The following is a 26,250-nucleotide window of genomic DNA, read 5'->3' as shown; positions in this document are numbered from 1 at the left end:
TAGAAAAGTAAACAATGAAGGAGCGATTATCTAGTGAAACGAAACCGCAGACATCGAAGAAACACGTTTATCATGAGGCGACTCTTTGTCGGCCTCGCCATGATTGGATTACTTGCCATCATCCCTGCATTGATCGGCTTTAAACAAGAAGTAGAACCGAAACCTGTTGCGCCGGCCGCGGCCGCCGTACCGGTCAAACAAGGACCGTCGTTCCCCGAGATTCCAATCAAACCATGGACGACGCAACCGCTCGTGTCGCCCGACACGGCCGAACTTCTCGTCGGATCGATGGCTTTCGTCAATTTAACAGATGGCCAGGTGCTGATTGACAAGAATGGTGCGGACCGCGTCTTCCCGGCCAGTACGACCAAACTGATGACCGCACTTCTCGCTTATGAGAAGGCCGTCGCCGAGAAAGAACTCGATCAAAACGTGGTCATCGTCAAAAAATCTACTTTAGATATCCCATGGGACAGCCATATCGTCCACCTCGCGGTCGGTGACCGCTTGACCGTTCGCCAGGCCTTGTACGCGACATTGCTCGAATCAGGAAATGACGCGGCCAATAGTCTAGCCGAATACGTGAGCGGCTCGACGAATGAGTTCGTTGAACTGATGAACGCGCGCGCCCAAGTGCTCGGACTGACCGGGACCCAGTTCCGGAATGCCCATGGCTACTCCGACCCGAATCATTATACGACCGCGCTCGACATGGCTCGCATCACGTATGCGTTCGGCACTTATCCTGAACTCGTCGAGATTGCCGGGACGTATGAATATGAGGCAAAGTTTAAAGACGCTGCTGGAAATCAAAAGCGACGCTGGTGGTATCATCTCGGATCTGCCGTCAATGAACGGAGTATCCATTACTCGAAACTCGTCACAGCGACCAAGACCGGCTATACCGACGAATCGGGCTATACGATGGTGTTCTTGATGGAGCGGGATGGGAAACAATATGCCTTGGTGACGATGCAAGCCAAATCCGGGCAGACGTTCCCGACGATGCGTTCTGTCGAAAAAATCGCGTTCAATCTCACCACCGAGTGATTTAAGCAATCAAACGACGGTTTCTCTCTGTAAAGGGAGAAGCCGTCGTTTGCGTTTAAAGACATAAAATATGACGAATTATATGACAAACAGATGACACAGAAGTGTCACACGCATAACTAATTGTCAGAACATTTAAACTTTAATCATGAAAAATGTTGCGCTCACCCGTTGATACTATGCGCTTTAGAGCCGTTTTTATGAAAAGATGACAGTTTGCAATGATTTCCGTGGTCCGTTATGGTTAGTCACAAGTTCGCCTAGTCATTCAAGTTTGACTCATTTGTGTGAGACACACACATGATTGAACCGTGATTGATTGAATCGACACAATTGAAAGCAAACAGGAGGTAATCAAATGTTATGGCAAGAATGGGTATCCATCGCGCTTTACCTCGTGATGATGCTCCTCATCGGATACGTCGCTTATAAACGGACGACCGATTCATCAGATTATATGTTAGGTGGCCGCAAGATGGGGCCAGGTGTTACCGCCATGTCAGCCGGAGCTTCGGATATGAGTGGTTGGATGTTAATGGGACTTCCGGGTGCAATGTATGCCACGGGATTATCAGCGATTTGGTTAGCCGTTGGATTGGTCATCGGAGCTTACTTGAACTACTTGTTAGTCGCTCCCCGTCTACGTGTCTTCACAGAGATGGCAAATGACTCGATCACGATTCCTGACTTTTTAGAGAATCGGTTCCGAGATCACTCGAACTGGCTACGGATCCTGTCTGCATCCGTCATCATCATCTTCTTCACGTTCTATACGTCAGCCGGACTTGTCTCTGGCGGGAAGTTGTTTGAAAGCTCATTCGGGCTCGACTATCAGATAGGTGTCATCGTGACGATTAGCGTCGTCGCACTATATACACTGTTCGGCGGTTTCACAGCCGTCAGTTGGACGGACTTTGCGCAAGGTGTCATCATGTTCCTCGCTCTCGTCCTTGTCCCAGTCGTCGCCTTGACGGACGTCGGTGGTGTATCAAACGCCGTCGATACGGCTACCACAATCAATACCGAATTGTTCGACCTGTTTGAAGGAACGTCGACGCTCGGAATTATCGGTCTCCTCGCTTGGGGACTTGGGTACTTCGGTCAGCCACACATCATCGTCCGCTTTATGGCGATTCGTGATGTGAAATCATTGAAAACGGCACGTCGCATCGGTATGGGCTGGATGACAGTCTCAATCATCGGTGCTGTCATGACGGGACTTGTCGGAATCGCCTATTTCCGTGGTCAAGGGAATCCTCTCGCTGACCCGGAGACAGTGTTCATCCGCTTCTCAGAAGTGTTGTTCCACCCGTTCATCACTGGATTCTTGCTTGCTGCGATTTTGGCAGCGGTCATGTCGACAGTTTCTTCACAGCTTCTCGTGACATCGTCGGCATTGACAGAAGACTTCTATCGTAAGTTCTTCAATAAAGATGCCAGTGAGAAAACAATGGTCCTCGCCGGTCGAATCGGTGTCCTAACGGTCGGACTTGTCGCGACACTCATGTCGCTCAGCCCGTCGAACACGATTTTGACGCTCGTCGGTTATGCGTGGGCCGGATTCGGTTCAGCGTTCGGTCCAGCGATTCTCTTGTCGCTTTACTGGAACAAGATGACGCGCCAAGGTGCACTTGCCGGTATCCTCGTCGGTGCCATCACGGTCATCCTTTGGATCGTGACTGGACTCTCGGCCGTCATCTATGAGATGGTACCAGGCTTCTTCCTCAGTATGCTTGCTATCGTGCTCGTCAGCACGTTTACGAGCCAACGTGAGCAGAAACGGATCAACCGTGAATTCAGTGAAATGGAAGCTGAACTCGCCGTTGCGAAAAAAGAATAACATCAATCAAAAACGCGGGCCGAACGGCTCGCGTTTTTTGTTGCGCACGGTCGCGTATCCTTACTCTAACGCGGCTTGTTTTATAAATGGCCGTGACAAAGGATTAAAGAAAAAACCACAGACATCTTGTCTGTGGTCTGAATAAATTACATCGCTCTCGCCATGAACCAAAGTTGAATGAAGAATGGCACGAGGACGAGCACGAGCATCGCGTTGCGCATCCGACGGTTCCGGTTCCAATAATACGCCATCAAGACGAACGGATGGAGCGCCGTCAGCTGGTAAGGGTTGAACCAGAACCAAGTGAGCAACAAGACGATAAAGAAATATAGAACCGAGCGCTGTCTCGTGGCACGCCATTCTCGCCACATATCGAACGCCCCTTTGAAGAACACAATAAATGTTACTACCCAAAATACCATCACAATCACACTATTCAATGATTAGACCACCTTCATGAGACATTTTCGATATAGAATCCGCCCCAGTAGATATGCCGATACGTGTACTCTTTTCCACTCTCTGCCGTGATGATAATCTCATCCTCTGTCAACACGAGCACGTGAACCGGAATCTCACCTTTTCGAAGCATCGGACTGAACAATTGGAACTGCTTGTTCAACCACTTCCGTTCTGTGAAGTCACGGTAATGGTGCAAGGCGAGCGATGGATGGACCAAGAACACACCGAGCACAAAGGCAATGGCTCCTGGCGATGCTGAGAGTTCAAGCAGTAAGGAGAAAACGAGGACGAGCGATAGCACCGCATAGCCGAATTCGAGTAACTCCATCAACGAAGCCCGGCTGGCAATCACGTACTGCATGACACGAAACGCCACATACAGCAACAGACTGACCGCCACATACTGGGAAAACGGGGCACTGCTCATCGAAACGTCTAGATAGAACAAGACCGGTAGTAACATAACCCACTTCCATAATTGTAAGGCGAGGTAAAACAATGTTTGATCGATGAAACGACGATTGTGTACGAGCCGTTGCATATCCATGTTTCCCACCTCCGATTAAAAGATGTGACCTTAACCGTATCATTCCCTGAATCAAAGAATGATAACAAGCATTTACACGTCAACCGGATATTTCTTTTCGTTCGATAAGCGTGGCGTTCAACAGCCCCCCGAGAAGGATGACCGAGGCCGCCAAATAGAACCAGATCAGCAAGATGATGAAAGCACCGAGTTGACCGTAAAACTGTTCATAGTTTGCATACTGTGAATAGTAGCTGAACACGTTCGAAACTGTCAAGATGCCGATGGTAGCAAACGCCGCCCCGGCCCAACTGTCACGGAATGTTCCGCGATGGCTCGGCAACCACTTATAGACGAGCAAGAAGACGCTGAACAGGACGAGCGTGCCGACGACCCAACGGAAATAGAACCAGATTTGAGCATATCTTTCGACGATGTCGTCGATAAAGATGATATGTGTCGCCAACTCCCGGAGCGCGGTCTCGATGACCGGAATGAGCAACGAGAACGGCAAAACGAACATGAGTGCGAGCGTCACGGCGATGTCTTGCAACACGCCCCGCCAGAACGCCTTGTTCCGAATCAGGCGATAGGCGTCATTGAGCGACCGGACGAGCGATTGGACCGCCATCGATGAGATCCAGAGCGCCGGCAAGATGCTGAGTGAGGCAATCCGCAACCGTGAATCATCAAAAATCGCCTCGATGTTCCCTTCCAGCAATCGATAGCTGGCTTCAGGCATGACCAGGGCGAGTGCGGAAATCACGTCTCCGCTCGAGAACGGCAGCCACCCGACAATCCCGAGTACGAACAGTAAGAACGGGAACGTCGACAGGATGAAATAATAGGCCAACATGGCGGCTTGGTCGAAAAATCGTTCGGCAAAAAATCGTTTGAATGTATGAAGGAATGGTTGTATCATTTCGTGCACTCTTTTCTATAATTTATTAAATAAATGCGGTATTTGAAATAAGAAATTTGATAAAGGAAAGGCAAGAATGGCGCGACGCGTCCGATTCTTGCCCCGATCTTAACTGATGTTCTCTCGTTTCTCTTCCCACGCCTCGACATGTTCTTTACCAGGTAAATCCACATCATCACGATTGAACACCGGATCACGTCCGGCTCGCTTCTGCGCCACATAATCGTCGAGCAAAGCTTTGGCGACCTTACTGAGTCGGAAGATGGCATACATATTGACGAGCGCCATCAAGCCCATAAAGATATCGGCGATCGACCAGACCAACCCCGCCGATCGAACCGAGCCGAACAAGACCATCCCGACGACCGCAATCCGGTAGATGACCAGATACACTTTTCGTTCGGAGATGAACTCGATGTTCGTTTCCCCATAATAGTAATTCGCCAAAATCGAACTGAACGCGAACAATAGGATGGCAATCGTCATGAGTGTCGTCGCGAGCGGCCCAATCTCTGTCAAGAGCGCCTCTTGCGCCAACTCGATGCCTTGGAAGTCCTCTGAACCCGGAACTCCCGAGATGAGGACAATCATCGCCGTCGCCGTACAGATAAAGAGCGTATCGACGAAGACGCTGAGCGATTGAATCAAGCCTTGTTTGACCGGGTGGCTGACCTCCGCGGTCGCGGCCGCATTCGGTGCCGACCCCATCCCCGCCTCGTTCGAGAACAAGCCGCGGCGAATCCCTTGCAGGACGGCCGCACCGACTGCACCGCCGAGCAGTTGTCGGAAGCCGAGAATCCCTTCTGAGAAGATGGCCGAAATTACGGCCGGGATGGCCTCTAGGTTTGTGAACACGACCCAGAGGGCGAGCAGGATATAGCCGCCGGCCATAATCGGGACGATAATCCCCGACAACGTTGAAATCGAGCGAATCCCGCCGAAGATGACGACGGCCGTCACGAGAGCCAAGACGATGCCGACCCAGAGCGTATCGACTTCGAAGACGTTATTGATTGATAAAGCAATCGTATTGGCCTGTACCGAGTTGAACGCGAAGCCAAACGCGAACGTGATTAAAATCGCAAACACGATGCCGAGCCACCGTTGACCGAGTGCCCGCTCGATATAGTAGGCGGGTCCACCGCGCCACGCCTTCCCGTCGTGCACTTTATACACTTGGGCGAGCGTGCTCTCGACGAAGGCAGAAGCCGAACCGATCAAGGCGATGAGCCACATCCAGAAAACGGCGCCCGGTCCACCGAGTGCGATGGCCGTCGAGACGCCAGCGATATTCCCTGTCCCAACCCGTGCGGCCGTTCCGATGGCGAACGCCTGGAACGATGAAACTTGCCCTTTCTCGTGTTTGATTCCTTTGACGAACAGCAACTTGAACATCTCCGGCAACATGCGGAACTGGACGAATCCCATCCGGATGGTGAAATACAACCCTCCGGCAATCAAAACGAAAATGAGTACGTACGTCCATAACAGGTCGTTCACCTGCATGACGAGCTCACGAATATCCATGCGCATCCCCTCCTTTTACGGAGTTAATACCCGCTCGATGGGCCACAGAAACGACACGGTCAACGCGAAGCCTCTTCTAGTATGCGCTCACAGAGCGCGTGCGTCGTCAAACTGTCCTCTGCCCGCACCGAGTCATTCGGTTCACCTGCGAGGAGCTTCAGGAACTCGTCGAGCATGGTCGTGAAGCCGCGACGCGTCAAATTCGACTCCCACGGATTCAGTGCCCGCTCGAGCATGCCGTCACGGGTGAAATCATACACACGCTCAACGTCGCGCGACACCCGCTTCAGACGAGGCGACATCACTTCCATCACTTCTTCCGTACAGCCGTTGTCCCGGTTCATGATGCCGATCGCTTCGACCCCTCCGGCCGTGAATTGAATCTGGAGCTGTTTCAACGTCCCGGCCTCATGGCGCGTCCGCACGGCCAAATTCTCGACAGGGGCGAGCCCTGTCAAATAGCGGAGCGTATCGACGACGTGGACGAAGTCTTCGATGATGAACTCACGCAGCGTCGCCGGTTGATACGTCCGATTCTTTTGAATCAAAATCAGATTCGGGTCGGACACTTCTTTTAAGGCAGCCGTCGCCGTCGCGAAACGGCGGTTGAACCCAGTGATGAGCTCGACGCCCTGCTCGGCAGCGAGGCGTACGAGCCGCTCCGTGTCCTCGAGCATGAACGTGACCGGCTTATCGATGAAGACGGGCACACCTTGCGCGAGCACGTAACCGACCTGGTCGGCATGAACGGATGTCGTCGAGTGAATCAACGCACCGTCCATCATCTCGAACGGGACGTCTTCGAGTGATGCATACTGACCGGCAAAACGATACTTCTCGACGAGTTGACCCGCTTTCGCCGCGTCTCTCGAGACGAGATAAACGTCGACCCCTTCTAAACCGGCATAGACCGGCAAATACGCCTTCTTCGCGACGTCCCCTAACCCAACAACGACAATCTTCATGTGTACATCTCTCCTCTTCCTAACACTGAACAAAACCCCAAGGCGTGTGCCCGGGGTCAAAGGTTCGTTTAATGGACCGCTACAATTTCAAAACTGGTGATCGGTTTACGAATCGCATCTGACACGATTTGATACAAGTCGGCCAATTGCTCGTTATCATGTAAATCGGGCGTCCGGTCGAGAACGACCTCACACGTCCGCGTCGTCTGCTCTTTGTCCTGGAACGCATATTCGATGGTATATGTCTGCATGATACGTCTCCTCTCAAGCGATGTATACGTATGTATAGCCTGAAACGAAACGATTGAAACGCCATAACCCGCTCGACCGCCGGACCGTTCCCATCCATTGTACCACTAGTCCCAACGGAAGCGCGTCATCGAATCGTGACAATTTCTGGCTCGTTTATGACAAGCACGACCGAAACACGTCCCAATCCGATTGCTTGTCAATCGTGTCGAAGATTCCTAGAATGAACAAGTATGCCTCACACATAGGAGACTTGAAATGAAATTAAACATTACTTATTTAGCATTCCCGCTCTCGATTCTGCTATTGGCAGGTTGTACGAGCGAAGAAGCCGGGACCACCACGGTGACGGACACCCCAGAACAGTCCGCCGTCGAGACGACGGCGCCACCCGAACCGCAGACAGAGGACCGCTTCACCGGTTATGACATGATCGAAGTCGAGGGTGGAGATTTGTCAGGTGAACGCGAGAGTAATGTCGTCGTCGATATCGGATACGGCGACCGCGAATATTGGGCGTTCACGAACGAGCACGGTCAACTCGTGAAAGTGATTGCGGACGAGATTGTGCTGCAGGATGACGACCGAGAAGACGTGACGTCGGATGGGCGATACTACGCTGACGAGGCGAAAGTGTCTGGGGTCGAACACCGCGACCTCGACGAAGGGCACGTCATCGCCGATTCGCTCGGCGGCGTCTCGAACGCCTTCAACATCACGCCCCAAAACAGCACGCTCAATCGCCACGGCGACCAGGCGTATATGGAGAGCGTGATCCGGAGCGCAGGCGGCGCGACCGACTTCGAGGCGCTCATCACATATCCGGATACGAATACTCATATCCCTTCACACTATGAGTACACATACACTGTCAAAGGAAATGTCGTTACCGACTCGTTCGACAACGTCAACCCGGATGAGGTGAATGAAGAACTTGGATTGACGGAGAGCGCACCATCGGCCACCGAAGCAAGCGGTGACGTCACGCGCGTCGATACGAACGGCAACGGCCAAGTGACGATTCAAGAGGCAAAGGACGCCGGCTTCACCATGCCGATCACGAGCGACCATTGGCTCTATCCGCACATGCGCGATAACGATGGCGACGGGATGGTTGGCGAGTGATCCAATATCTGAATCAAAAACGAGATGGTTGGCCGATGGGGCCAATCATCTCGTTTTATGTACAATGCTTGAAGCTTCATCCAGTTGGTCGTGCGTGTACGTCAACAACTCATGCCCGTCATAACGGAACGTATGGCGCCGAGGCATAGGATGGTCTAGCATCGGCTGTAAATACTGCTTCAAGTTGCTGATGATTCCCATATTGTCAGGATGAAGCACCCAGTCGATTCGCTTCCATTCCAAAATCCCTTCACGTGTCCTCTGTACCTTGTCAGCGGCTTCATGTTTCGTGACTTCCACGACGAACAGATGCATCCCGACCTGCTGTTCTCCGTGCAGGATGACCTCCCCTTTATACAGAGGATGCTCAATCTTATATCCGGTCTCTTCGAATACTTCTCGACAGACCGACGCTTCCACCGTCTCGCCCGACTCGATTTTCCCACCTACGCCGTTCCATAGTCCCATCGCTAGCGACTTCTCACGATTCAACAGTAAGACTTCATTTTCTGATTTCAATAGACATAACGTATACCGATACATCGCCCTACCCCCTGCCTTGTCTCATTCAGTATGTTGTGACCCTTGCATCCGCTTCTCTTCTGACCAGTTAGCGAAAGACATCATTTGAAACGCAGCGGTCGGGTCCGTCTCAAGAAACGTGATCAGTTCGAGCGAATTCCCGTCCGGATCGTCGAAATAGATAGCGGCATGTGCGTGCGGGAAGTTCGGCAGGACTAACGGCTGTTCTGCAGGCGTCATCTTGAATGCGGTCCGTACTTCGATATCCCGTTCATCGAGCCACTTCTTCACCGTTTTCAAGGCTTTCGGGGTCGATTCGAAACGCCACATGACGAATCGATGAATGGTACGGCACCTCGACGCGATCGCTCTCCCACAAACCGAGCCAACTCTCTCCTTCGATGATCCATAGAAACGCCAAGGACTCGTTTTGGAAGGCCAGCTTCATTCCGAGTTTTTCATAAAACGGAATCGACACCGTCAAATCACTTACCGGCAAGTGTGCCTCATATATACCTCTTATCATCCATTCTTCATCTCCCTATCTTAGCCATATTATGAGTATAATCCTTATATATGGAAATGTAAGTTATAATAGCTTGAATGTTGAACGGTAGAGCGATGTATAGGAAAGTGAGTGATGTAATGTGTTACAGGATGCGATTACGCAATGTTTAAAAACTTGTATGGCCCTTCACTACCGTCCGACTCCAGGGAGGCTATTCGAACGTCTCGTCGTCGCGTATTAGAAAGACAAGAAGAACGCGCAATCGATTCTTGAACAGACGGACTTAGGACGGGCCATGCCCATTTATGAGGACTGGTCCGACTATCTTGCACATACATTCATTCCGTCAGCTACAAGGACGAAAAAAACCACGGCAAGCAAAAAAACTGCTCCTAGGAGCAGTTTTCGCTTGTCTTCAGTATCACAAACAAAAAGTGTGCAATGTGTGTGCAATGACGACTTATTTCGTGTCAGAATTCGGCTCGGCCGAACGTCTCGGCGGACGTTTACCGAAGAATTGATAATACTGCGTCTCGATATTCCCGTTGTACAGCTTGCGACGTTTCGTCGCCGGACGGCCGTAGGCTTTCTCGAAATCCTCATAGCTCGTCAACATATAGACGCTGTAGCCCGGATATTTGGCGAATTGTTGCCCGATCCGCTCGTACAGGTCGATAATCTCTTCTTCGGTCTGCAACCGTTCCCCATATGGCGGGTTCCCGATGATGACGCCGTACTCTTCTTTCGGCTTCAAGGCAGCCGCGTCACTGTGGACGAACGTGATCGCGTCACGGACGTCGGCGAGCTCGGCGTTATCCTTGGCGAGCTTGACCATGCGTGGGTCGAGGTCGATGCCGTAGATTTTGAGCGGTTTGTCCCATTCCGCTTTCTCGTTCGCTTCATTGATTGCATCATACCAGGCTTTCTTCGGTACGCACGGCCAGTCTTGTGAACAGAACTCACGGTTGAGACCAGGCGCGATGTTACGACCGATGAGCGCCGCCTCGATGGCGAGCGTCCCTGAGCCGGTGAAAACGTCGTAGAACGGCATGTCCGGCTTCCAGTTCGTTAGCTGAATCATTGCCGCAGCCATCGTCTCTTTGAGCGGTGCCTGTGAGTGGAGCTCACGGTAACCACGACGGTGAAGCGCGTCACCTGACGTGTCGATTGTGATCGTCGCCACATCTTTCAACAAGGCGACTTCAATCGGATAGTAGGCGCCCGTCTTCGGCAGCCACTCGCCCGGCTTATCGTATCCGCGTTGCATCGCGTCGACGATCGCCTTCTCCGTGATTTTCTGACAGTCGCGGATCGAGAACAACTTCGACTTGACCGAGCGGCCGTCGACGATGAATCGAGCGTCCCACGGCATGAGATCCGTCCAAGGCAGTTCGACGACACCGTCAAACAGTTCCGTGAACGTCGTCGCTTTGAACTCGGCGACGACGAGCTTGACGCGGTCTGCCGTCCGGAGCCATAGGTTCAATCGCGGAATGTCTTCCATTTCTGCGTCGATATAGACGCGTCCGTTCTCGACCTCACACGTGTAGCCGAGGTCGCGCACTTCTTTGGCGACGAGTGCTTCGATGCCCATCGCTGCGGTGGCAATCAGTTTTCGTTTTGCCATACTATCCCTACTTTCTATAAGTGTTACTCCTAAAATGGTCATGTAAAAAGGAGCTCAAGTAGGATTGCTTGAACTCCTGGTCAATGTTAAATGAGAGACTATGCTGCCCTGTAAGCCATGTTCTGTACTCCGGTGCTCATAACGGTCTCCCTGGCACGATGGAGTGACAATCATCTATCTGCGCCGATTGGCGCCTTCCGTCCCGTTCGGTTCCAGTCAGGAAGTTCCCCTACCATAGTTTGGGTTTCTCGCTCGTGGGGTTTACCTCGTTCCACTCTGAACGTTTCCGATCAGACTCCGTCACTGTGGCACTTTCAAGAAGCTTGCACCATATCCGAGGACTTAGGTGCTTCTTCTGCCGTCAACTTGCGTTGCCTACACTTATCTTTTCGTGTAGCACGATCACTACAGCCATCACAGGCTGTGCGAGCATGGACTTTCCTCAAGACTTGCGTCCCGCGATTGCCCAGACCTCATAGTCACTTTACCCATTGTAGCGGATAACCCGTGAAATGACAACCGAGAACCTGAACTTGATTTTCACCGGCGTCAGCGCTAAAATAAGGCGTGTTCCATTGAACAAGGAGGGATTTTGATGCGTCAAGATGCAAAAAACGGTTGGATTCAACGACTGACCTATGTGATTGAAATCGATGACATTAAAGCGCTCCACCCGAACAACGGCGTGTTCGCCTTCTACCGGAATAATCGACTCGTCCGAGGATTCGAGCCGTTTGACATTAAAGCACCGAATGAACTGTCCAAACGTCCGTATCACTTCGACCATCATAACTTGGCCCACTTACAGGAACGTTTTCCTGAATCGATTCCGACGTTCGACGCGTCGACTCAGACACGTCGCGCATGGAGCGAGGATGTCCGTGTCGGTCTCTGTGAGATTATTGTCGACGGGAAACTGAGTTTTGAACATATCGACGACAACGGCAACGTCTTAGAAGCGAACATTCGTTGGAGCGGTGAAGCCATCACGAAAGCATAAATCAACACCCGGAGCCAAGCGCTGGCTCCGGGTGTTTTTCATGTCGATTCCGCCGATTTGTCCGTCTCGGCTTGGACCGGTTGCGGCGCATACTTGACCGTCACCACTTTCTCAGAGACGTCGGTCGGTTTCAAGACGACCGTGTACGCAGCTCCCGTGTCGCTCCGGACCGGGAACTTGCACGGTACGTGAAGCGCCTCATAGACGATTTTTTTGTTCGCATCGAGTACGGTGACGACCCCTTTTCGCGTCGTCGCCAATTCGAACGTGCCTCCGTCGGACGCTTTGACCGCAACCGCCGGCTTGACGGGATTCACGTATTTGAAGGACCGACTGGCCGTACGTTTATGTTTCCCATCCGTGACGACGGCTTGGAGTTTGTACGAGCCACTCGGCAGCCAATCGCCGCCGGCATACATCGTGAACATCGAATTCCCTGCCGACAGCGTCTTCACTTTACGGGTACCTTGATATAACGTATACGTCGTTTTCAAATTCGGTTTTTTCATGACCGTCAGTTTCGCTTCTTTGACGTAACGGCTCTTGAGCGTCGACGGCACCGAGAGCGTCACGGGACGCGGTGTCGCATCGAGGAGCCGCTTCGTGTTCAGCTCCGTATAAATCTTGCCGCTCGCCCGTGGCATCTTTTGAATCAAGGCGTCCACATCGGCCGGTGTCAAAAACGGATTGACCGATTTGACGAGCGCGAGACCCGACGACACCATCGGCGCGGCCATCGACGTCCCGTCCATATAGACGAAGCCGTTATTCAGGCCGAGCGACAAAATGTTCACCCCGGGTGCGACGATTTTGACTTGAGCGGCCATATTGCTGAAACCGGCGACGCGACGGTTCGCGTCAATCGCCCCGACCGCGATGACTTCTTTCATATTGGCCGGGAACGAGACGGTCTTCTCCCCGTCGTTTCCTGCCGAGGCGACGATGATGACCCCTTTGGCCCGGGCCCGGCGAATCGAATCGGCGAGGACTTGATCGTAATCTTGCCCGCCGAGCGACAGGTTGATGATGTTCGCCCCTTTCGCCACCGCCGTGTCGACCGCTTTGGCGACGGTCCAAGAATCCGTGTACTCCGAGTTTTTACCGTAGAAGACATTATAAAAATGATAGCGTACGTTCGGAGCAAGTCCGGCCATCCCGAACTTGTTGTGACGCCCAGACATGATGCCGGCCGTATGCGTCCCATGATAATCGACGCTGTAAGGCCCTTTCATCGAATTGACGACACGAGGGACCTTGTATAGTTCTTTATGCCGCCGATCGGCCGACGAATCGATTAAAGCGATCACGATGTCTGAAGCGCCGCGCGTCGTGTTCCACGCCAGATCGGTGCCTGATTGCTTGATATAGTATTGGTTCCCGACCCTCGGCTCGGCCACGATGTAACCGTGTTTCTCCAACACAACCGGTTTCGCCGCGTCCACCGACGCAGGCATGAGCAGCGCGAGCGCCGCCACGAGCATCATTTTTTTCATCGCCTACCGCTCCATTCCAAACTTCCTAAGATGCCCCCATTATCTCAAATTACGGAATCAATTTCCCTTTTTTTCGAAAAATAGATTGTGACATTTTTTCGTCGCTCACCAATAGCTCGGTTCGTCAGGCTCATCCATCTCATAGTCGACAATCTTTCCGATGGTCAAATACGTATAATAACGCGCCAGTTCCGTCCGATACGGATCGGGTGTAAATCCGTCGAGGTCCTCACCGAGCGGAGATCCATCAATCGTCTCGAACTGTTGACAGAAAAACGATTCCGTCTCTGTGTCCCAGACGATATTGTCGCCGATATATCCACTACCGAACCGAATATAGTCGATGATAGAAGGGACGATCACCTCGGCCGGGAGCCGTTCACTCATCCGGCCGACCAGTTCATAGCGGTCTCGGTCGACATAGTCGGCCTGATCGAGGGACGTACATTTCAATACTTCCTTGTTGATTTCAATCAACACGACATAATCCCCCGGTTCTATCGATAGCTTCATCTCATCACCTCATCTCAACATCCGCATAGCTCTATCATATTTCAAGTATTCGCAATCAATCCACGAAATCCTGTATACCTGTAAAATTTTCCATCTGGTTGATTCATACAACATGTCGAAATTTGTTTTTGGTATACTAAATGATATGAATGCAAGAAAGGAAGTGCAACATGGCCAAACGTCCTCTGACCCCTCGCGAGAGTGAATTGATTGCCACCGCCCTGTTCGTCGTCGGACACGTCCCATACGTCGGGCATATCGACCGGCTCGAATCAATCACGCTAAGAGATATCGCCGATGATTATTTGAGTGGAAAAAATTCCGTCACCGACGCCGTCGAGGCGCTCGATCAATACATCTTCGTCCGCCGGCATCGCTTTAAAAATGTCACACCGAACAATCTGTGGACGCTCGACGACAAGACCGAACAAGAAGCGCTCCGCTACATCGTCCGACGTCCGGAACTGAAAAAAGGCGAGACGCTCAACAAACAGAACCAACCGTTCACGGTCGGTCAGGACATCGAGTTCAAAGTCGATAAGCAACTCGACCGTGGCCAGTTCCGAATTTACATCGGCAAACTGAACGGTTACACGGTCAAAGCCCAGTCGAAAGACAAAGATAAGCTCAAGACGGTCAAAGGATGGATCACCCACCTCGACCGCAAGGACCGTCTCGTCTTCGTCAACATCTCCGAATTCGGACGTGAGCCGATCGAGCCAGAAGCCAAGGCGCGACTCGAGGCAATGAGTGCCGGACTGCTTGGCTGGTTCGCCACGGCCACGCTACCGTCCGAGGCGGAGGCACAGACGGCCAAGCAGATGATTGCCACGTTGCAGCGTCGGGACCAACCGTATTGGTTCACGTTGACCGTCGCGATGAACCATCCGAAGCCCGAGCACGTCAAGCGCTGGGGAACGGTCGTCAACCTGCTCGTCAAAGCGAGCGCGGGCGATACGACCGCGCTCGAGACGCTCGAGGCCCAAGAAGACAAGTATTTCAAAGATGCCTTCCTGCGGGCGCTCCGGGCGCTACACAAAGAACTGACCAAAGCGACATAACGGCCAGGTGACCTGACATGGGTCACCTGTTTTCGATGTCCTTCATGAGAAAGGAAGAGAGTCATGCACGTACTGATTGTTGAAGACGACCTGGCCATCCTGCATCTGATTGAAACGACGTTACAGCGGGCCGGTCACACCGTCACCACGGCCATGGACGGAAACGTCGCCGAGCGACTGTTTTTAGAGCGACCTGCAGATGCTGCCGTGATTGACATCCTGTTGCCGGGCCAAGACGGGCGAACGCTCTGTTCCCGGCTGAAACGATTGACGGATATCCCGGTCATCCTATTGACCGCCCTCGGGGAATGGGAGGAGAAACGGAGCGGTTTCGAGCACGGGGCCGACGATTACATGACGAAACCGTTCATTCCAGAAGAACTGCTCTTCCGGCTCCAAGCCATCGCGAAACGTTACGCCAAGAATGCGGCCACGGTCGTCACTGCCGGACCGCTCAAACTCGACTTGCGTGATTATCGGCTCGAACTTCATGAGGAGACGATCCACTTGCCGAAAAAAGAGTTCGAGCTGCTCTATCAGTTGGCTGCGTTTCCAAGTCGTGTGTTCACCCGTGATGAATTGATTGAGCAAGTGTGGGGCCTCGAGTTCGAAGGCGACGACCGGACGATCGACGTCCACATCAAGCGATTGCGGGCTCGCCTCCGTGACGAAGGCAACATGATTCGGACGGTACGAGGCGTCGGGTATACGCTCGAGGTGACGCCATGAAGACGCTATACACGCGAATCGTTTTGACCGTGTTTATGATTTTATTGTTGTCGGGCGCTATCGCCCTGTTCGTCAGCAACGTCGCCTACTACGTGTGGTGGCAACCGTCCTATAGCGACAAGACCGAACAGACGGCTGAGGCCGCGAAAGCGTACTTCGAGACCCATACCGATGGTGAGACGTCCACATTTTATACACTGCTCGCTCAGACCGGCTATCAGTTGTTCGTCGTACGACCGGACGATACGATTGAACGCTATGGCGGAGCGTTCCGGGATGAGCGGCTCGACACCGACGTCATCGCCTCCGTCCGGTCCGGTGAAACCTACGACGGAATGCACACCTATCCGTTCCACTTGTTTTTGCTCGGACTGTTCGACAACGAGGTCGTCAATACGTATGGGTTTAGCATCGATGGTGAGGATGCCGTCTTCATCCGTCCCGACCTGAGTGCCCAAATCCGCGAGCTGCATTTATTCGTCGGGTTGTTCTTCGCCTTATTGACCGGGCTCGCCTTCATTTTGATTGCCTTGTCGACGAGTCAACTCGTCCGCCCGTTGCGGACGTTGACCGCTGCGACCGATTCGGTCGCATCCGGGGGTCGGCCGAGCGACCTCCCACTCGAGCGCAACGATGAGATTGGCACGCTCTCCCGTCGCTTCAACGATATGGTCGACTCGCTTGAAAAATCGGAAGGCGAGCGCAGACGGTTTGTCTCGAGCGTCTCCCATGAGTTCCAGACCCCGCTCACTTCCATCAAAGGCTACGCCTCGGAACTCGTCGCGACGACCGACGGTGACGCGAAAGCGCATGCCGCCATCATTCGTGACGAGGCGTCGCGCCTGTCCGAGCTGACGAGACAATTACTGCTCCTCGCCCGGCTCGACGAGGCCAACGTGTCGTTAACGACACCGGTCGATGTGCGTGCGTCCATCGAGGATGTCATCCGGCGGCACACGTTCCAACTCGACGAGAAAGGAATCGCTGTCGCCACAGAACTCGATTCGACGCTCATCGTGACCGGTGACCCGCTATTGCTGGCACAAGTGTGGTCCAACTTGCTAACGAACGCGATTCACGCTTCTGCAGACGGTGGCCTCATCACCATCAAGGCGTATCAAGGCGAACGCCCGACCGTCTCGATTCAAGACGTTGGTGTCGGCATGGATGAAGCGACGAAGGCACGGCTGTTCGAGCGTTTCTATAAAGGCGACGCCTCACGATCCGGACGAGGCACCGGGCTCGGCCTCGCCATCGCCCGAGATATCGTCCACCTTCACGGCGGCACGTTGACGGTCGAATCTCAGCTCGGGGCGGGTACCGTCTTTTACGTCACGTTGTAGTCATGTTCATATTCCGTTCATCTTGGTCGGTTATGCTTCCTTCATCGCTATGAAGGAGGCTTTTTTTATGAACTTAGGATTAAAAGAGATGTGGCGGCAAAAACGAAAATTTTCGCTCATCTTCGTAATCACGCTACTCATCGTCTTGTTGTCGACATTGATCACCGGACTCGCGGACGGCCTGGCTTATGATAACGGGGCCACCTTGCGTGAACTTGATATCGAGACGTTTCAACTGGCCGATGATGCCGACGGGCAATTGACCCGCTCATTCATCGAACTGCCGACACCCGATGCGCTCACCCCGCTCGGCGTCAAATCGATGACGCTCGTTCATGGGACGAAAAAACAGGACGCCACGTTATTCACACTGCCGAAAGATTCCACAATCGGGCCCGAGCTTGACCTCGCTGTCGGGGACGTGCTCGTCGACCCAAGTTTTCTCGGTGACGTCGAAATCGGAGACACGGTTCGCGATTTTGCGTCCGGGTATGCATTCACCATCGTCGGGACGACGGACGGTCGCTATAGCCACGCCCCGGTCATCTGGGCAACACAGGACACGTGGGAAGCGTTCCAGACGGCTAGCGGTCAGCCCGCCTACGTCTCGGCCTGGCTCGGGAAGGCTGACACCTCACTCGCTACGATGACGAAACAAGACGTCGTTGAGGCCGTCCCTGGGTATACGGCAGAACAAGGCACATTCACGATGATGCGCGGCTTCTTGCTGTTCATCGGCGCATTCATCTTGACCGCTTTCTTTTATATGTTGACACTCCAGAAGCTCCCGGAGCTCGGGATTTTGAAAGCAATCGGGATTCGTCCCCGTGTGATCGGCACGGCTCTCGTCATCCAGGTCATGGCCACGGTGCTCACGGCGAGCCTGCTAGCCACGGTGCTGACAGGGTTCACCGGCACGTTCGTCCCGGACGCCATCCCGTTCCGGTTCGACTTGGGCAACGTGCTCGCATATGGTGCGATCATGGCCGTCCTCTCACTCATCGGGACGTTGTTGCCGCTTTGGAAATTGCGCCGGCTTGACGCCGCCGACGTGCTAGGAGGAATTGGACAATGAAATTGACGAATATTTGCCATACGTATGACGGACAACCCATTTTGCGAGGCATCGATTTACAGGTCGAGCCCGGGGAATGTATCGGCATCATCGGACCGAGCGGTAGCGGGAAGAGCACGCTGCTCCAAATTCTTGGTTTATTGAAACGACCTGATGTCGGGCTCATCGAGCTCGAGGGACGGGAGTTGCTCGCTGCGAGTGAAGAAGAACGACGCTTGCTTCGCTTGAATGAAATCGGCTTCGTGTTTCAGCAGGCCCACCTCGTTCCATATTTGACGGTTCGAGAACAACTCGAGCTCGTCCAGGCCGAAAGCGAATCTAAACAAGACCCGCTCCACCTGCTCGACGTCCTCGGTCTGAGTCACCGCCTCAATCAACTGCCGAAGCACTTGTCGGGCGGCGAACGGCAGCGTGTCGCCGTCGCCCGTGCCCTCATCAATCGGCCTCGGCTCTTGTTGGCCGATGAACCGACGGCGAGCCTCGATTTCGAAAACGGGCGCCGGGTCATGGAGTTGCTCGTCGCTGAGGCGCGTAATCACGGACGTCGAGTCCTCGTCATCACTCACGATGAACGCATGCTAGACGTCTGCGACCGGGTCTTATTGCTTCAGGACGGTCAGCTTCAACCCTCGCCCCGACATTAAAAAAAGGGAAGACCGCGTCCATCGCGGCCTTCCCTTTTTGTTGTTCAAGGTTTGTCACATGGCGTGCACGCGAGCCGGCAGCTCGACCCACTCGCCCGATAGATGGCCCAAATGATGCGTCAGCCAAGCGTTGAAACCGATGACGAGCGTCAATCGACCCGCTTCATTGATGCCCGCCGAGACGACACGAATCAATCTCTCCTCGATATGTTGCGAGACGAGAGTGATGCGGGCGAGTGCGAGTACGGACCGGACGATTTCATCGGCCGACACGTCAATGGAAACGGCGATGTCCGGGACCGATAATTCGATTGCCTGCCCAGGCTGACATAAGTAGCGGTCAATTAACACGTCCAAGACGATTCCATGTTGCCGTTCCCCGCTCGTCGGAGCGCGATAGAACGTCACTCCCTCAGTCGTCGTATAATCCGTCTGTCCCATCAAACATGCCTGTAAAAATTGATACATCGCCTGTCGCTCCATCGGTTCATATCCTCCCACTTGCTGACTATTCGCTACCATCATATGTGGCAACTCTATTCGGCACAATGTGTCTTATCTAACATAAGCCTTGGCGTTCCGTCATTGAAAACACACCATGACCCATATGGCGCGTGAATTGGGAACGCGTTTTCGGGTACAATAATGGGGAAAGGAGCGGTTCATATGCAGAAGAGATGGAAGGTTGGACTCGCAACATTATTCACTGGCTATTATGCCATCAGCTACTATGCGTTCAAACGCATGACACGAGGGAAACGCAAGACGCCCGAGATGCTGTTGGCCCCCTACACGAAGGAAGATCAATCCTTTTATCACGACGTGCCGTTTGAGCACGTCTCGCTCCGCTCGCAAGACGGATATCGCCTCTATGGGCGTGTCTACCGAAACGAAGGCTCATCGAAGTGGATCGTCTTCGTGCACGGCTATACGGCGTCCCACAGCTTCATGGCCCCGCATTTGGCGATGTTCCATCGCCTCGGCTACAATCTGCTCGCCGTCGATTTGCGGTCCCACGGCGAATCCGAGGGCGTGTACGCCTCGTACGGCTATCATGAGAAACATGACATCGTGGATTGGGTCGACTGGTTGCGGGTTAATGAATCCGTCTCCGAGGTCGGGCTGCATGGCGTGTCGATGGGCGCCGCCTCGATTTTACAGGCCGGTCCATTGACAGATGTCGATTTTTTGATTGCCGAGTGCCCGTTCGATGACATGAGACAACTCATGCGCCATCAGTTGAACGTCATACACCGACTGCCTGGTGATTTGTTGTTGCCGGGAATCAATTACTTCCTTTGGACGCGAGCCGGATTCCGGATGCACCAAGTCCGACCGAAACGAGCGCTCGCGGCAATCGCTGTGCCGGTCTTGTTCATCCATGGGACAGAGGACGATTTCGTCCCGACCTGGATGTCCGTCGAGATGAATGCGCTCAACCGCAAAAATGAGATCGCCCTCATCCACGGCGCGGAACATACGAACTGTATTTTGAAAGACCAGCCCGCGTATGAGGCGGCCGTCAGTCAGTTTCTGAATCGACGACGTGAATCGGTCCAGCAATAAGATCGAGCAAGGCATGAACGACCATCACCGGCCAGAGGATACCCATCGCCACATATAAATAACCGAGCCCCCACCCGACGAGACCGGTCACGAGGATGCCTCGGACACCTTGATAAGCGTGGGCCAACCCGAATAACGCTCCGCCGATCAAGGCGAGCATCGGGGGCGAGACGTCCACCCACAATGTGACCGTGTAGAGCAGCACGCCACGGAAGATGAACTCTTCGGTCACTCCAGCCGTCCAAGACACGGCGCCCCACGCTCTCGCCTCCTGAATCGTCTGAGGCAACAGCAACCGTTCAATCTCGAGCTCATAATATGGCCGTAACCGGCGCCGCAAACCCGGAGACGTTTTCACGAGCAGATAGAACGCGATCAATGCGGAGATGAGGACGCTCGTCAAAAAGAAGAACTGCCAGGCGCGCAAATCCCCCTCGGCCGGGGCGAAGCCGAGCCCGACCGCTTCAGGCGGGACCTGGAACAAAAAGACGAGGGCGAGCAACAGCAAACAGAGCCCCCACGCCGATTTGATGGTCTGATCGTACACGCGGCTTCGTCCGAGCGTTTCAATCATCGGTTTCATCAACCGGGCGTTGAACAATTGGACAATCAATAAATACACGAGAATGATGGTAAAGACGGCCTGTTCGAGCATGGATATCCACTCCTGTCCTTCCTGTTAGCTATATGCTACACTATTCGGGTATTGTCTAGAAAGCTAGGAGGCGGAATCTTGAAACGATTGATTTTGCGACTGACCGGTCTCATGCTTGTGATCGTGCTGTGCCTCGGCGCAATCGGCTGGTTTGGTCAACATGATAAAGTGAACAACGGTCTTTACCGGGCCTATTACGGGGATCACGGCATCCCTGCTGTCCATCGTGACGTGTATGAAGATGCGGCGGCGACGTATGACGTCGATTGGCGGCTTCTTGCCGCGGTCCATCGCGTCGAGACGATTTTCTCCCATAGCTCATCGATGCGTTCATCAGTCGGGGCGATCGGTCCGTTCCAATTCATGCCGCGGACGTGGCTCGGTTGGCAGTACGACACCGACGACCAAAAAGGTGACGTGCCTGAGGACGAGGTCGATTTGACAGACCTCGCGCTGATCGAACAGTATGGCGGTCTCGGACGCGACGGTAACAACGATGGCCAGGCCGACCCGCACAGTCTCGTCGATTCGGCCCATGCAGCCGCTTATTATTTAAGCGAGCACGGTGGGACGACGGCAGATTCGACCGATTCGATTCGGAACGCCATCTTCGAATACAACCGAAGCGAGCAGTATGTCAACGATGTGATGTCGTTTTATGAGTCATATCAAACTGACGTGTCTTATTTACCGGATGACAAGGCGACGGCGACGCAACAAGTCGCCCGCTATACGATTCGCTATTTGGAATGGTTCGCCGGCTGGGTCTGACCTGGCACTATTTGAGCAAAAGTGAGGAAACATTATGAACACCCATATCGAGGAAGTGACGATTCGCGTCAAGTCGGTCTTCAATGAGGACAAGACGAAACGATATATGCGAACGTACGAATTCACAGATGTCGTCGACGGCGTCATCTGTGCCGTCATCATCTACTCACCCCGGATGAGCGATGCCTTCTTGTCTGGCACGACCACGCAGCGGGCGTATATGCTCATGCGTAACCATCTCGATCAACCGATCCGTGAGATGCGCGTCATCAGTCTCGTCCCGACACTCGCCATCAATGACAATCTGCCTTACGTCGAGTCACAGCTTGACGAGGTCAACTTTCATTACGTGGAGGAAACGCTCGACGAGGTCGAGGCGACCGGCGGAATGGTGATCGTCGGCTGGGGCTCGCCAGGACGCTTGATGCACCATGCGACCCCGTATAAGACGCTGTTCGCCGACCACGAGGCCCATATGTTCTGTATCGGCACGACGTCCAAAGGCGAGCCGCAACAGATTCGTATGGCCAACGAGAACACTGTGCTCGAGGCGTTCAATAATGAATCGGTCAAACCGAAGTTTAGAATCGTGAAAGAAACGAAACAAGACGACTCCGAGTGAGTCGTCTTGTTTCGTTTATACGCCAATCCATACGCTCACTCCGAACAATACAATCAAGAGCGACGCCAACAGAAAGTCGTACCGAGTGATGGCGACTACTTCATACGTCGCTCGTGGTTCGCCCGTGAACCCGCGTGCCTCCATCGAGAACGCGATGCGTTCCGCTTGTCGGATCGATCCGGCCAGAAGCGGGATGACTAAATTCGGAACGTGCCGAATGTGATCGAGTCGTGTCTCTAAACGAACGCCTCGCAAAGCATGCGTTTCATACAGTTGCATCAGTTCATGCTTCAAAATCGGAAAGAAACGAAAGCCGACGAAGACACTGTAAGCGATTTTAGGTGACAACTTCCCTTGTTGCATCAAGCTGTAGACGAACCGTTTGGGATCCGTCGTCAGTGTGAACAGGAGTGACAACGCGGTGAATGCTAATACCCGTAAGGAGAGCGTCGCTGCTAGTATCACATTCTCGTCGGTGACGTCGTTGCCGAACAGCGTGAACATGACCTCCCCGCTCGTCTCTTTTCCAAAGACGAGCGTCGTCCACAATGTCCCGAGCGCGGTGAATAAAAACGGAATCATGAATAGCCCCCAGCGCTTCCAGTTCACGTTAGAAAAAAGAATTTGAAGTATAAGCGTTCCGATGAATACCGCAAGCGGCGTCCATGGATTGTACATAAAGGCAAGACCGAACATGAGACACGTCACGGTCATAAATTTGATCGTCGGATTCATCTCTTGAAACGTCATCACGATTCCTCCAGCAATAAACCGTGAGCTTGTAGTAGCTCCGTCTCATTCCAGAGCGATGCATCATATGGCCCACTCAAGTAACCTTCATGCATCAAGTAATAGGTGTTCGCGATTCGGGCGAAACTAAGGTCGTGTGTCACAAACAGAACCGTCTGGCCGGCGCGGATTCGTTCAACCATCAATTCATAAAGCGCACGAAGCGATACCTCATCTTGTCCAGCAGTCGGTTCATCGAACGCGATGAGCCGTTTATTCGAGAGCATCATCACGCCGATGGCGAGCCTTCGTTTTTGACCGTGACTAAGCGAGAGTGGGTGGTCGTTACGAAACGGTCCAAGCCCGAGCCGGTTCATGATGTCCCCAATCGGACGATTATGGCCATATGCGAGTTCACGTGTCACATCACTCGTGATAAATAGATGAGCCGGAGATTGTGGGACGAGTCCCACTTCTTGATGTTCGCGGGCAAGGCTCTTGAGCCAAGTCGATTTGCCACTGCCGTTTCGACCAAGTACGGCAATGAGATCACCCTCGGCGACGGTCAGCTTGCTCGTTGCTAGGTTGAATGTTTTTCGTTTCAATTGCGGTACGTGAAATAAAATAGTATTTCCTTGTATCACTTCAACCGGAGAGAACGTATAATCCGGGCGGGCAACGAACGGTCCGTCATAGTTGATGCGTCCGTTCACGAGTTCCACTTCTCTGTCGAAGAACCCGCCCCATAGGAAGGGTCGATGCTCGATGACGACAACGTTTACCGTCTGTGCGACGTTGTCGAGCCACTGAACGAAACGGGTTGATGTCTCGGGATCAAGGTGCGCGAGCGGCTCATCGAGCAGTAGCCATTCCGGCTTCCCGATCAAAGCACAGGCGACAGCGATTTGTTGCTTTTCACCACCTGACAGGTCATGAATGACTCGGTCACGATAATCGGTCAACTGCAATTCCGCTAAAATCTTGGCCACACGCGCCATCATCTCGTCCCTCGCCACGGCAAAATTTTCGAGTGTGAAAATCAATTCCTCCTCGACCGTCTGCATGACGAACTGACTGTCAGGATCTTGAAACACCGTTCCGACACGACGATTCACCTCACCAGCTGCATACGTATCATAAGAGCGGTCAAACAAGTGTAATTTGCCTGTCACGATGCCATCGCAGTTATCCGGATACAGACGATTCAACAAAGAGAACAATGTCGATTTTCCCGACCCGCTCGCCCCCGTGATGAGTGTCCTCCCAGCCGTTAATTGAAGCGTGATATCCGTCAATACTTCGCGCTGTTTTTCCGGATAGCGGAATGACAGCTGTTCTGCCTCAACCATGCACACGTCCCTGACGCGCGATGGCATACCCTTCGAGCGCACCCGTCCGAAGCAACAAGTCGCTTAAAATCTTACCTCCCAGACCGGCAATGAGCATCCCGCTCGTCGCTCGTAACGCGAACATCGTCGCCACGTATGTCGGACTGAGGGCAGCGAGTCCACCCATGACGTACGTATACGCGAAACTAGTCGCAGCTGCACCAAATCCGGCCAGCATGAGCACCCAAAGGTCATATCGCTTGTAGCTCGTGACCGCAAACGCTGCTTCAGCACCAAGTCCTTGAATGATCCCGACTAAAATAATACGAGGTCCAATCGCGTTACCAATCATCATCTCAATCGTCGCCGCAAGCACTTCGGACAAGAATGCGGCGCCAGGTCGGCGGATGATATAAGCCGCAATAATCGAGACGATGAACCAAATCCCAAAAATCCATTCGTACGCGATCGGTCCAATCAAGCCAGCCCATAGATTCCCGACATGGACGAACGCCAAATAGACGACAGCGAACACGACCGATAAAATGGCCAACAAGACGATTTCTTTTAACTTCCACGACTTAAGCATGCTGTTGTCCCTCGTGTGACGGGCTGTTCACGCTGAACGTCACCGTCATGACGACGTGGCTCGTCTTCGCACGGACCCGGTCGAACGTCGCCTCGTAAAATGAAAACACCGGTTCGATGTCGCCGTGAATGCCCGAGGCGTAATGCATCGAGTCATTGAAGACGCCACGCTCTTTCGCAAAGGCAATTTCTTCGTAGATGATGTCCATATACTTCGCGTCCCCGAGCGGATAGAGGGCGAACTGGGAAGAGACGTACTGGGTCGATACCGGACCGTTCACAGGATCAGTCGTCACGTCGAGCAGGTTGTCTCCTGCCGTGTCGCCTGGGCAGCCGACCGAGAACGTCCCGCTCATCGACATATGTTCCCCGTTCTTCGACGCATGTGACAAGACGGCTTTGGCCACGTCGAACACATGCTCACTGCGTCCCCGGATGACCGTCGAGACGTCATCGGTATGCCGCCAAACGTTTTGCAAGTTCGTCTCTTTCAATGCCCCTTTGATGACACTCACAAAATCAGATGTCATTGGGCTCAGCGTAAAGCGGAATCCGACGATCGGACTCGTACCACATTGGTTGTTCATGTTCTATTCCCCCTTATTGTATGTACACAAAAAAGCCGCATCCATGAGAATGCGGCCACTCGTCCAATGTAATAATCCATTAGAAAAAGTGCCACACTTCCTCACGCCGGTATTACCCGGATCGAGTCATAAGGGATTGGAGCCATGCTCACATCTCAGCCGAAGCACCCCTAGTGTAGTCCAATGTATGCGGTTATCTATGCAACGAGAAGTATAGACGACC

30 protein-coding genes, 1 other RNA gene and 1 riboswitch are annotated in these 26,250 nt (G+C 53.2%); of the genes, 12 read left to right on the top strand and 19 right to left on the bottom strand.

The genetic code is table 11. From position 1 onward, the window contains the following. Positions 1-72: 72 nt before the first annotated feature. Positions 73-1,050 carry a D-alanyl-D-alanine carboxypeptidase family protein gene (locus KNP85_RS07795; protein ID WP_035385667.1) on the top strand — a complete coding sequence of 326 codons (978 nt, stop codon included), beginning with the start codon at positions 73-75 and terminating at the stop codon, positions 1,048-1,050. Positions 1,051-1,408: 358 nt separating this feature from the next. Further along, positions 1,409-2,890: a sodium/proline symporter PutP gene (gene putP, locus KNP85_RS07790; protein ID WP_214714886.1), complete on the top strand. Its 1,482-nt coding sequence runs from the start codon at positions 1,409-1,411 to the stop codon at positions 2,888-2,890. 146 nt (positions 2,891-3,036) lie between these two features. On the opposite strand, the gene KNP85_RS07785 is transcribed toward putP, so the two are convergent. The 6 genes from KNP85_RS07785 to KNP85_RS07760 form a co-directional block, all read right to left on the bottom strand. Continuing rightward, the gene (locus tag KNP85_RS07785) at positions 3,037-3,261 is read right to left on the bottom strand and encodes a hypothetical protein (RefSeq protein WP_021067502.1); all 225 of its coding nucleotides are present in this window, start codon (positions 3,259-3,261) and stop codon (positions 3,037-3,039) included. 83 nt (positions 3,262-3,344) lie between these two features. Next, entirely contained in the window at positions 3,345-3,899 is a 555-nt protein-coding gene (locus KNP85_RS07780) for a hypothetical protein (protein ID WP_029595418.1), read from the bottom strand. Positions 3,900-3,978: 79 nt separating this feature from the next. Next, positions 3,979-4,800, bottom strand: a complete 822-nt coding sequence (locus tag KNP85_RS07775; protein WP_021067504.1) for a YihY/virulence factor BrkB family protein — start codon at positions 4,798-4,800, stop codon at positions 3,979-3,981. Between the two features lie 108 nt (positions 4,801-4,908). Beyond that, entirely contained in the window at positions 4,909-6,327 is a 1,419-nt protein-coding gene (locus KNP85_RS07770; protein ID WP_029595416.1) for an alanine/glycine:cation symporter family protein, read from the bottom strand. A 59-nt stretch (positions 6,328-6,386) separates the two neighbouring features. Beyond that, positions 6,387-7,292, bottom strand: a complete 906-nt coding sequence (locus KNP85_RS07765; RefSeq protein WP_029595415.1) for a Gfo/Idh/MocA family protein — start codon at positions 7,290-7,292, stop codon at positions 6,387-6,389. 68 nt (positions 7,293-7,360) lie between these two features. Further along, complete coding sequence (locus KNP85_RS07760) at positions 7,361-7,543, bottom strand: hypothetical protein (RefSeq protein WP_021067507.1); 183 nt, start codon at positions 7,541-7,543, stop codon at positions 7,361-7,363. A 256-nt stretch (positions 7,544-7,799) separates the two neighbouring features. On the opposite strand from KNP85_RS07760, the gene KNP85_RS07755 reads away from it, so the two are divergent. Then, on the top strand, positions 7,800-8,666 hold the full coding sequence (locus KNP85_RS07755) for a DNA/RNA non-specific endonuclease (RefSeq protein WP_214802543.1): 867 nt from the start codon (positions 7,800-7,802) through the stop codon (positions 8,664-8,666). 45 nt (positions 8,667-8,711) lie between these two features. Here KNP85_RS07755 and KNP85_RS07750 read toward each other — a convergent pair whose 3' ends face one another. The 5 genes from KNP85_RS07750 to rnpB form a co-directional block, all read right to left on the bottom strand. Then, positions 8,712-9,209 carry an NUDIX hydrolase gene (locus tag KNP85_RS07750; RefSeq protein ID WP_214802539.1) on the bottom strand — a complete coding sequence of 166 codons (498 nt, stop codon included), beginning with the start codon at positions 9,207-9,209 and terminating at the stop codon, positions 8,712-8,714. Positions 9,210-9,230: 21 nt separating this feature from the next. Continuing rightward, positions 9,231-9,479 carry a VOC family protein gene (locus KNP85_RS15890; protein ID WP_353048926.1) on the bottom strand — a complete coding sequence of 83 codons (249 nt, stop codon included), beginning with the start codon at positions 9,477-9,479 and terminating at the stop codon, positions 9,231-9,233. Then, positions 9,460-9,714, bottom strand: coding sequence for a VOC family protein (locus KNP85_RS15885; protein ID WP_353048925.1), 255 nt, complete (start codon positions 9,712-9,714; stop codon positions 9,460-9,462). The genes KNP85_RS15890 and KNP85_RS15885 overlap by 20 nt, the downstream gene beginning before the upstream one ends. Positions 9,715-10,156: 442 nt before the next feature. After that, the gene (locus KNP85_RS07740; protein ID WP_214802537.1) at positions 10,157-11,323 is read right to left on the bottom strand and encodes a THUMP domain-containing class I SAM-dependent RNA methyltransferase; all 1,167 of its coding nucleotides are present in this window, start codon (positions 11,321-11,323) and stop codon (positions 10,157-10,159) included. Between the two features lie 106 nt (positions 11,324-11,429). After that, an RNA gene (rnpB, locus tag KNP85_RS07735) (RNase P RNA component class B) lies at positions 11,430-11,797 on the bottom strand. A 121-nt stretch (positions 11,798-11,918) separates the two neighbouring features. On the opposite strand from rnpB, the gene KNP85_RS07730 reads away from it, so the two are divergent. Beyond that, positions 11,919-12,323: a hypothetical protein gene (locus KNP85_RS07730; protein WP_021067512.1), complete on the top strand. Its 405-nt coding sequence runs from the start codon at positions 11,919-11,921 to the stop codon at positions 12,321-12,323. 38 nt (positions 12,324-12,361) lie between these two features. Here KNP85_RS07730 and KNP85_RS07725 read toward each other — a convergent pair whose 3' ends face one another. Both KNP85_RS07725 and KNP85_RS07720 read right to left on the bottom strand, forming a co-directional pair. Next, positions 12,362-13,816: a S8 family peptidase gene (locus tag KNP85_RS07725; protein ID WP_214802534.1), complete on the bottom strand. Its 1,455-nt coding sequence runs from the start codon at positions 13,814-13,816 to the stop codon at positions 12,362-12,364. A 105-nt stretch (positions 13,817-13,921) separates the two neighbouring features. After that, a complete protein-coding gene (locus KNP85_RS07720; RefSeq protein ID WP_021067514.1) occupies positions 13,922-14,329 on the bottom strand; it encodes a hypothetical protein in 408 nt (135 codons plus the stop codon). 170 nt (positions 14,330-14,499) lie between these two features. Here KNP85_RS07720 and KNP85_RS07715 point away from each other — a divergent pair, with 170 nt between their 5' ends. The 5 genes from KNP85_RS07715 (at position 14,500) to KNP85_RS07695 (ending at position 19,181) form a co-directional block, all read left to right on the top strand. Next, positions 14,500-15,390, top strand: coding sequence for a hypothetical protein (locus KNP85_RS07715; RefSeq protein ID WP_021067515.1), 891 nt, complete (start codon positions 14,500-14,502; stop codon positions 15,388-15,390). A gap of 63 nt (positions 15,391-15,453) precedes the next feature. After that, entirely contained in the window at positions 15,454-16,119 is a 666-nt protein-coding gene (locus KNP85_RS07710) for a response regulator transcription factor (protein WP_214714880.1), read from the top strand. Further along, positions 16,116-17,462 carry a sensor histidine kinase gene (locus KNP85_RS07705; RefSeq protein WP_214802531.1) on the top strand — a complete coding sequence of 449 codons (1,347 nt, stop codon included), beginning with the start codon at positions 16,116-16,118 and terminating at the stop codon, positions 17,460-17,462. The genes KNP85_RS07710 and KNP85_RS07705 overlap by 4 nt, the downstream gene beginning before the upstream one ends. Before the next feature lie 67 nt (positions 17,463-17,529). Beyond that, positions 17,530-18,537 (top strand): ABC transporter permease, encoded by a 1,008-nt coding sequence (locus KNP85_RS07700; protein WP_214802529.1) that lies wholly within the window; start codon positions 17,530-17,532, stop codon positions 18,535-18,537. Continuing rightward, on the top strand, positions 18,534-19,181 hold the full coding sequence (locus tag KNP85_RS07695; protein WP_035385665.1) for an ABC transporter ATP-binding protein: 648 nt from the start codon (positions 18,534-18,536) through the stop codon (positions 19,179-19,181). The genes KNP85_RS07700 and KNP85_RS07695 overlap by 4 nt, the downstream gene beginning before the upstream one ends. A gap of 54 nt (positions 19,182-19,235) precedes the next feature. Here the strand turns inward: KNP85_RS07695 and KNP85_RS07690 are convergent, their stop codons facing one another. Then, positions 19,236-19,706, bottom strand: a complete 471-nt coding sequence (locus KNP85_RS07690; RefSeq protein WP_214714874.1) for a hypothetical protein — start codon at positions 19,704-19,706, stop codon at positions 19,236-19,238. Between the two features lie 141 nt (positions 19,707-19,847). Here KNP85_RS07690 and KNP85_RS07685 point away from each other — a divergent pair, with 141 nt between their 5' ends. Beyond that, positions 19,848-20,747 (top strand): alpha/beta hydrolase, encoded by a 900-nt coding sequence (locus KNP85_RS07685; RefSeq protein ID WP_214714872.1) that lies wholly within the window; start codon positions 19,848-19,850, stop codon positions 20,745-20,747. On the opposite strand, the gene KNP85_RS07680 is transcribed toward KNP85_RS07685, so the two are convergent. Next, complete coding sequence (locus tag KNP85_RS07680) at positions 20,704-21,402, bottom strand: CPBP family intramembrane glutamic endopeptidase (protein WP_214714870.1); 699 nt, start codon at positions 21,400-21,402, stop codon at positions 20,704-20,706. The two genes, KNP85_RS07685 and KNP85_RS07680, sit on opposite strands and share 44 nt — an antisense overlap. Positions 21,403-21,480: 78 nt before the next feature. Between KNP85_RS07680 and KNP85_RS07675 the strand changes: the two genes are divergently transcribed. Next, entirely contained in the window at positions 21,481-22,173 is a 693-nt protein-coding gene (locus KNP85_RS07675) for a lytic transglycosylase domain-containing protein (RefSeq protein WP_251136262.1), read from the top strand. A 34-nt stretch (positions 22,174-22,207) separates the two neighbouring features. Further along, entirely contained in the window at positions 22,208-22,795 is a 588-nt protein-coding gene (locus KNP85_RS07670) for a DUF1643 domain-containing protein (protein ID WP_029595402.1), read from the top strand. Positions 22,796-22,810: 15 nt separating this feature from the next. Here KNP85_RS07670 and KNP85_RS07665 read toward each other — a convergent pair whose 3' ends face one another. Genes KNP85_RS07665 through KNP85_RS07650 form a run of 4 tightly spaced genes read right to left on the bottom strand, consistent with a single transcriptional unit; the run spans position 22,811 to position 26,027 of the window. Further along, the gene (locus KNP85_RS07665) at positions 22,811-23,545 is read right to left on the bottom strand and encodes an energy-coupling factor transporter transmembrane component T family protein (protein WP_214802526.1); all 735 of its coding nucleotides are present in this window, start codon (positions 23,543-23,545) and stop codon (positions 22,811-22,813) included. Continuing rightward, entirely contained in the window at positions 23,545-24,873 is a 1,329-nt protein-coding gene (locus KNP85_RS07660; protein WP_214802523.1) for an ABC transporter ATP-binding protein, read from the bottom strand. The genes KNP85_RS07665 and KNP85_RS07660 overlap by 1 nt, the downstream gene beginning before the upstream one ends. Next, the gene (locus KNP85_RS07655) at positions 24,866-25,441 is read right to left on the bottom strand and encodes an ECF transporter S component (RefSeq protein WP_131471192.1); all 576 of its coding nucleotides are present in this window, start codon (positions 25,439-25,441) and stop codon (positions 24,866-24,868) included. The genes KNP85_RS07660 and KNP85_RS07655 overlap by 8 nt, the downstream gene beginning before the upstream one ends. Beyond that, positions 25,434-26,027 (bottom strand): YkoF family thiamine/hydroxymethylpyrimidine-binding protein, encoded by a 594-nt coding sequence (locus KNP85_RS07650; RefSeq protein WP_131471193.1) that lies wholly within the window; start codon positions 26,025-26,027, stop codon positions 25,434-25,436. Before KNP85_RS07650 ends, KNP85_RS07655 begins: the two co-directional genes overlap by 8 nt. Positions 26,028-26,108: 81 nt before the next feature. Beyond that, a riboswitch (TPP riboswitch) is annotated at positions 26,109-26,209 on the bottom strand. Positions 26,210-26,250 lie beyond the last annotated feature (41 nt).

This window comes from Exiguobacterium sp. s194 (assembly GCF_018618275.1).
In the GTDB taxonomy this organism is placed as follows: domain Bacteria; phylum Bacillota; class Bacilli; order Exiguobacteriales; family Exiguobacteriaceae; genus Exiguobacterium; species Exiguobacterium chiriqhucha.
Note: the sequence above shows the minus strand (reverse complement) of the source record. Positions and strands in the feature narration are given on the sequence as shown.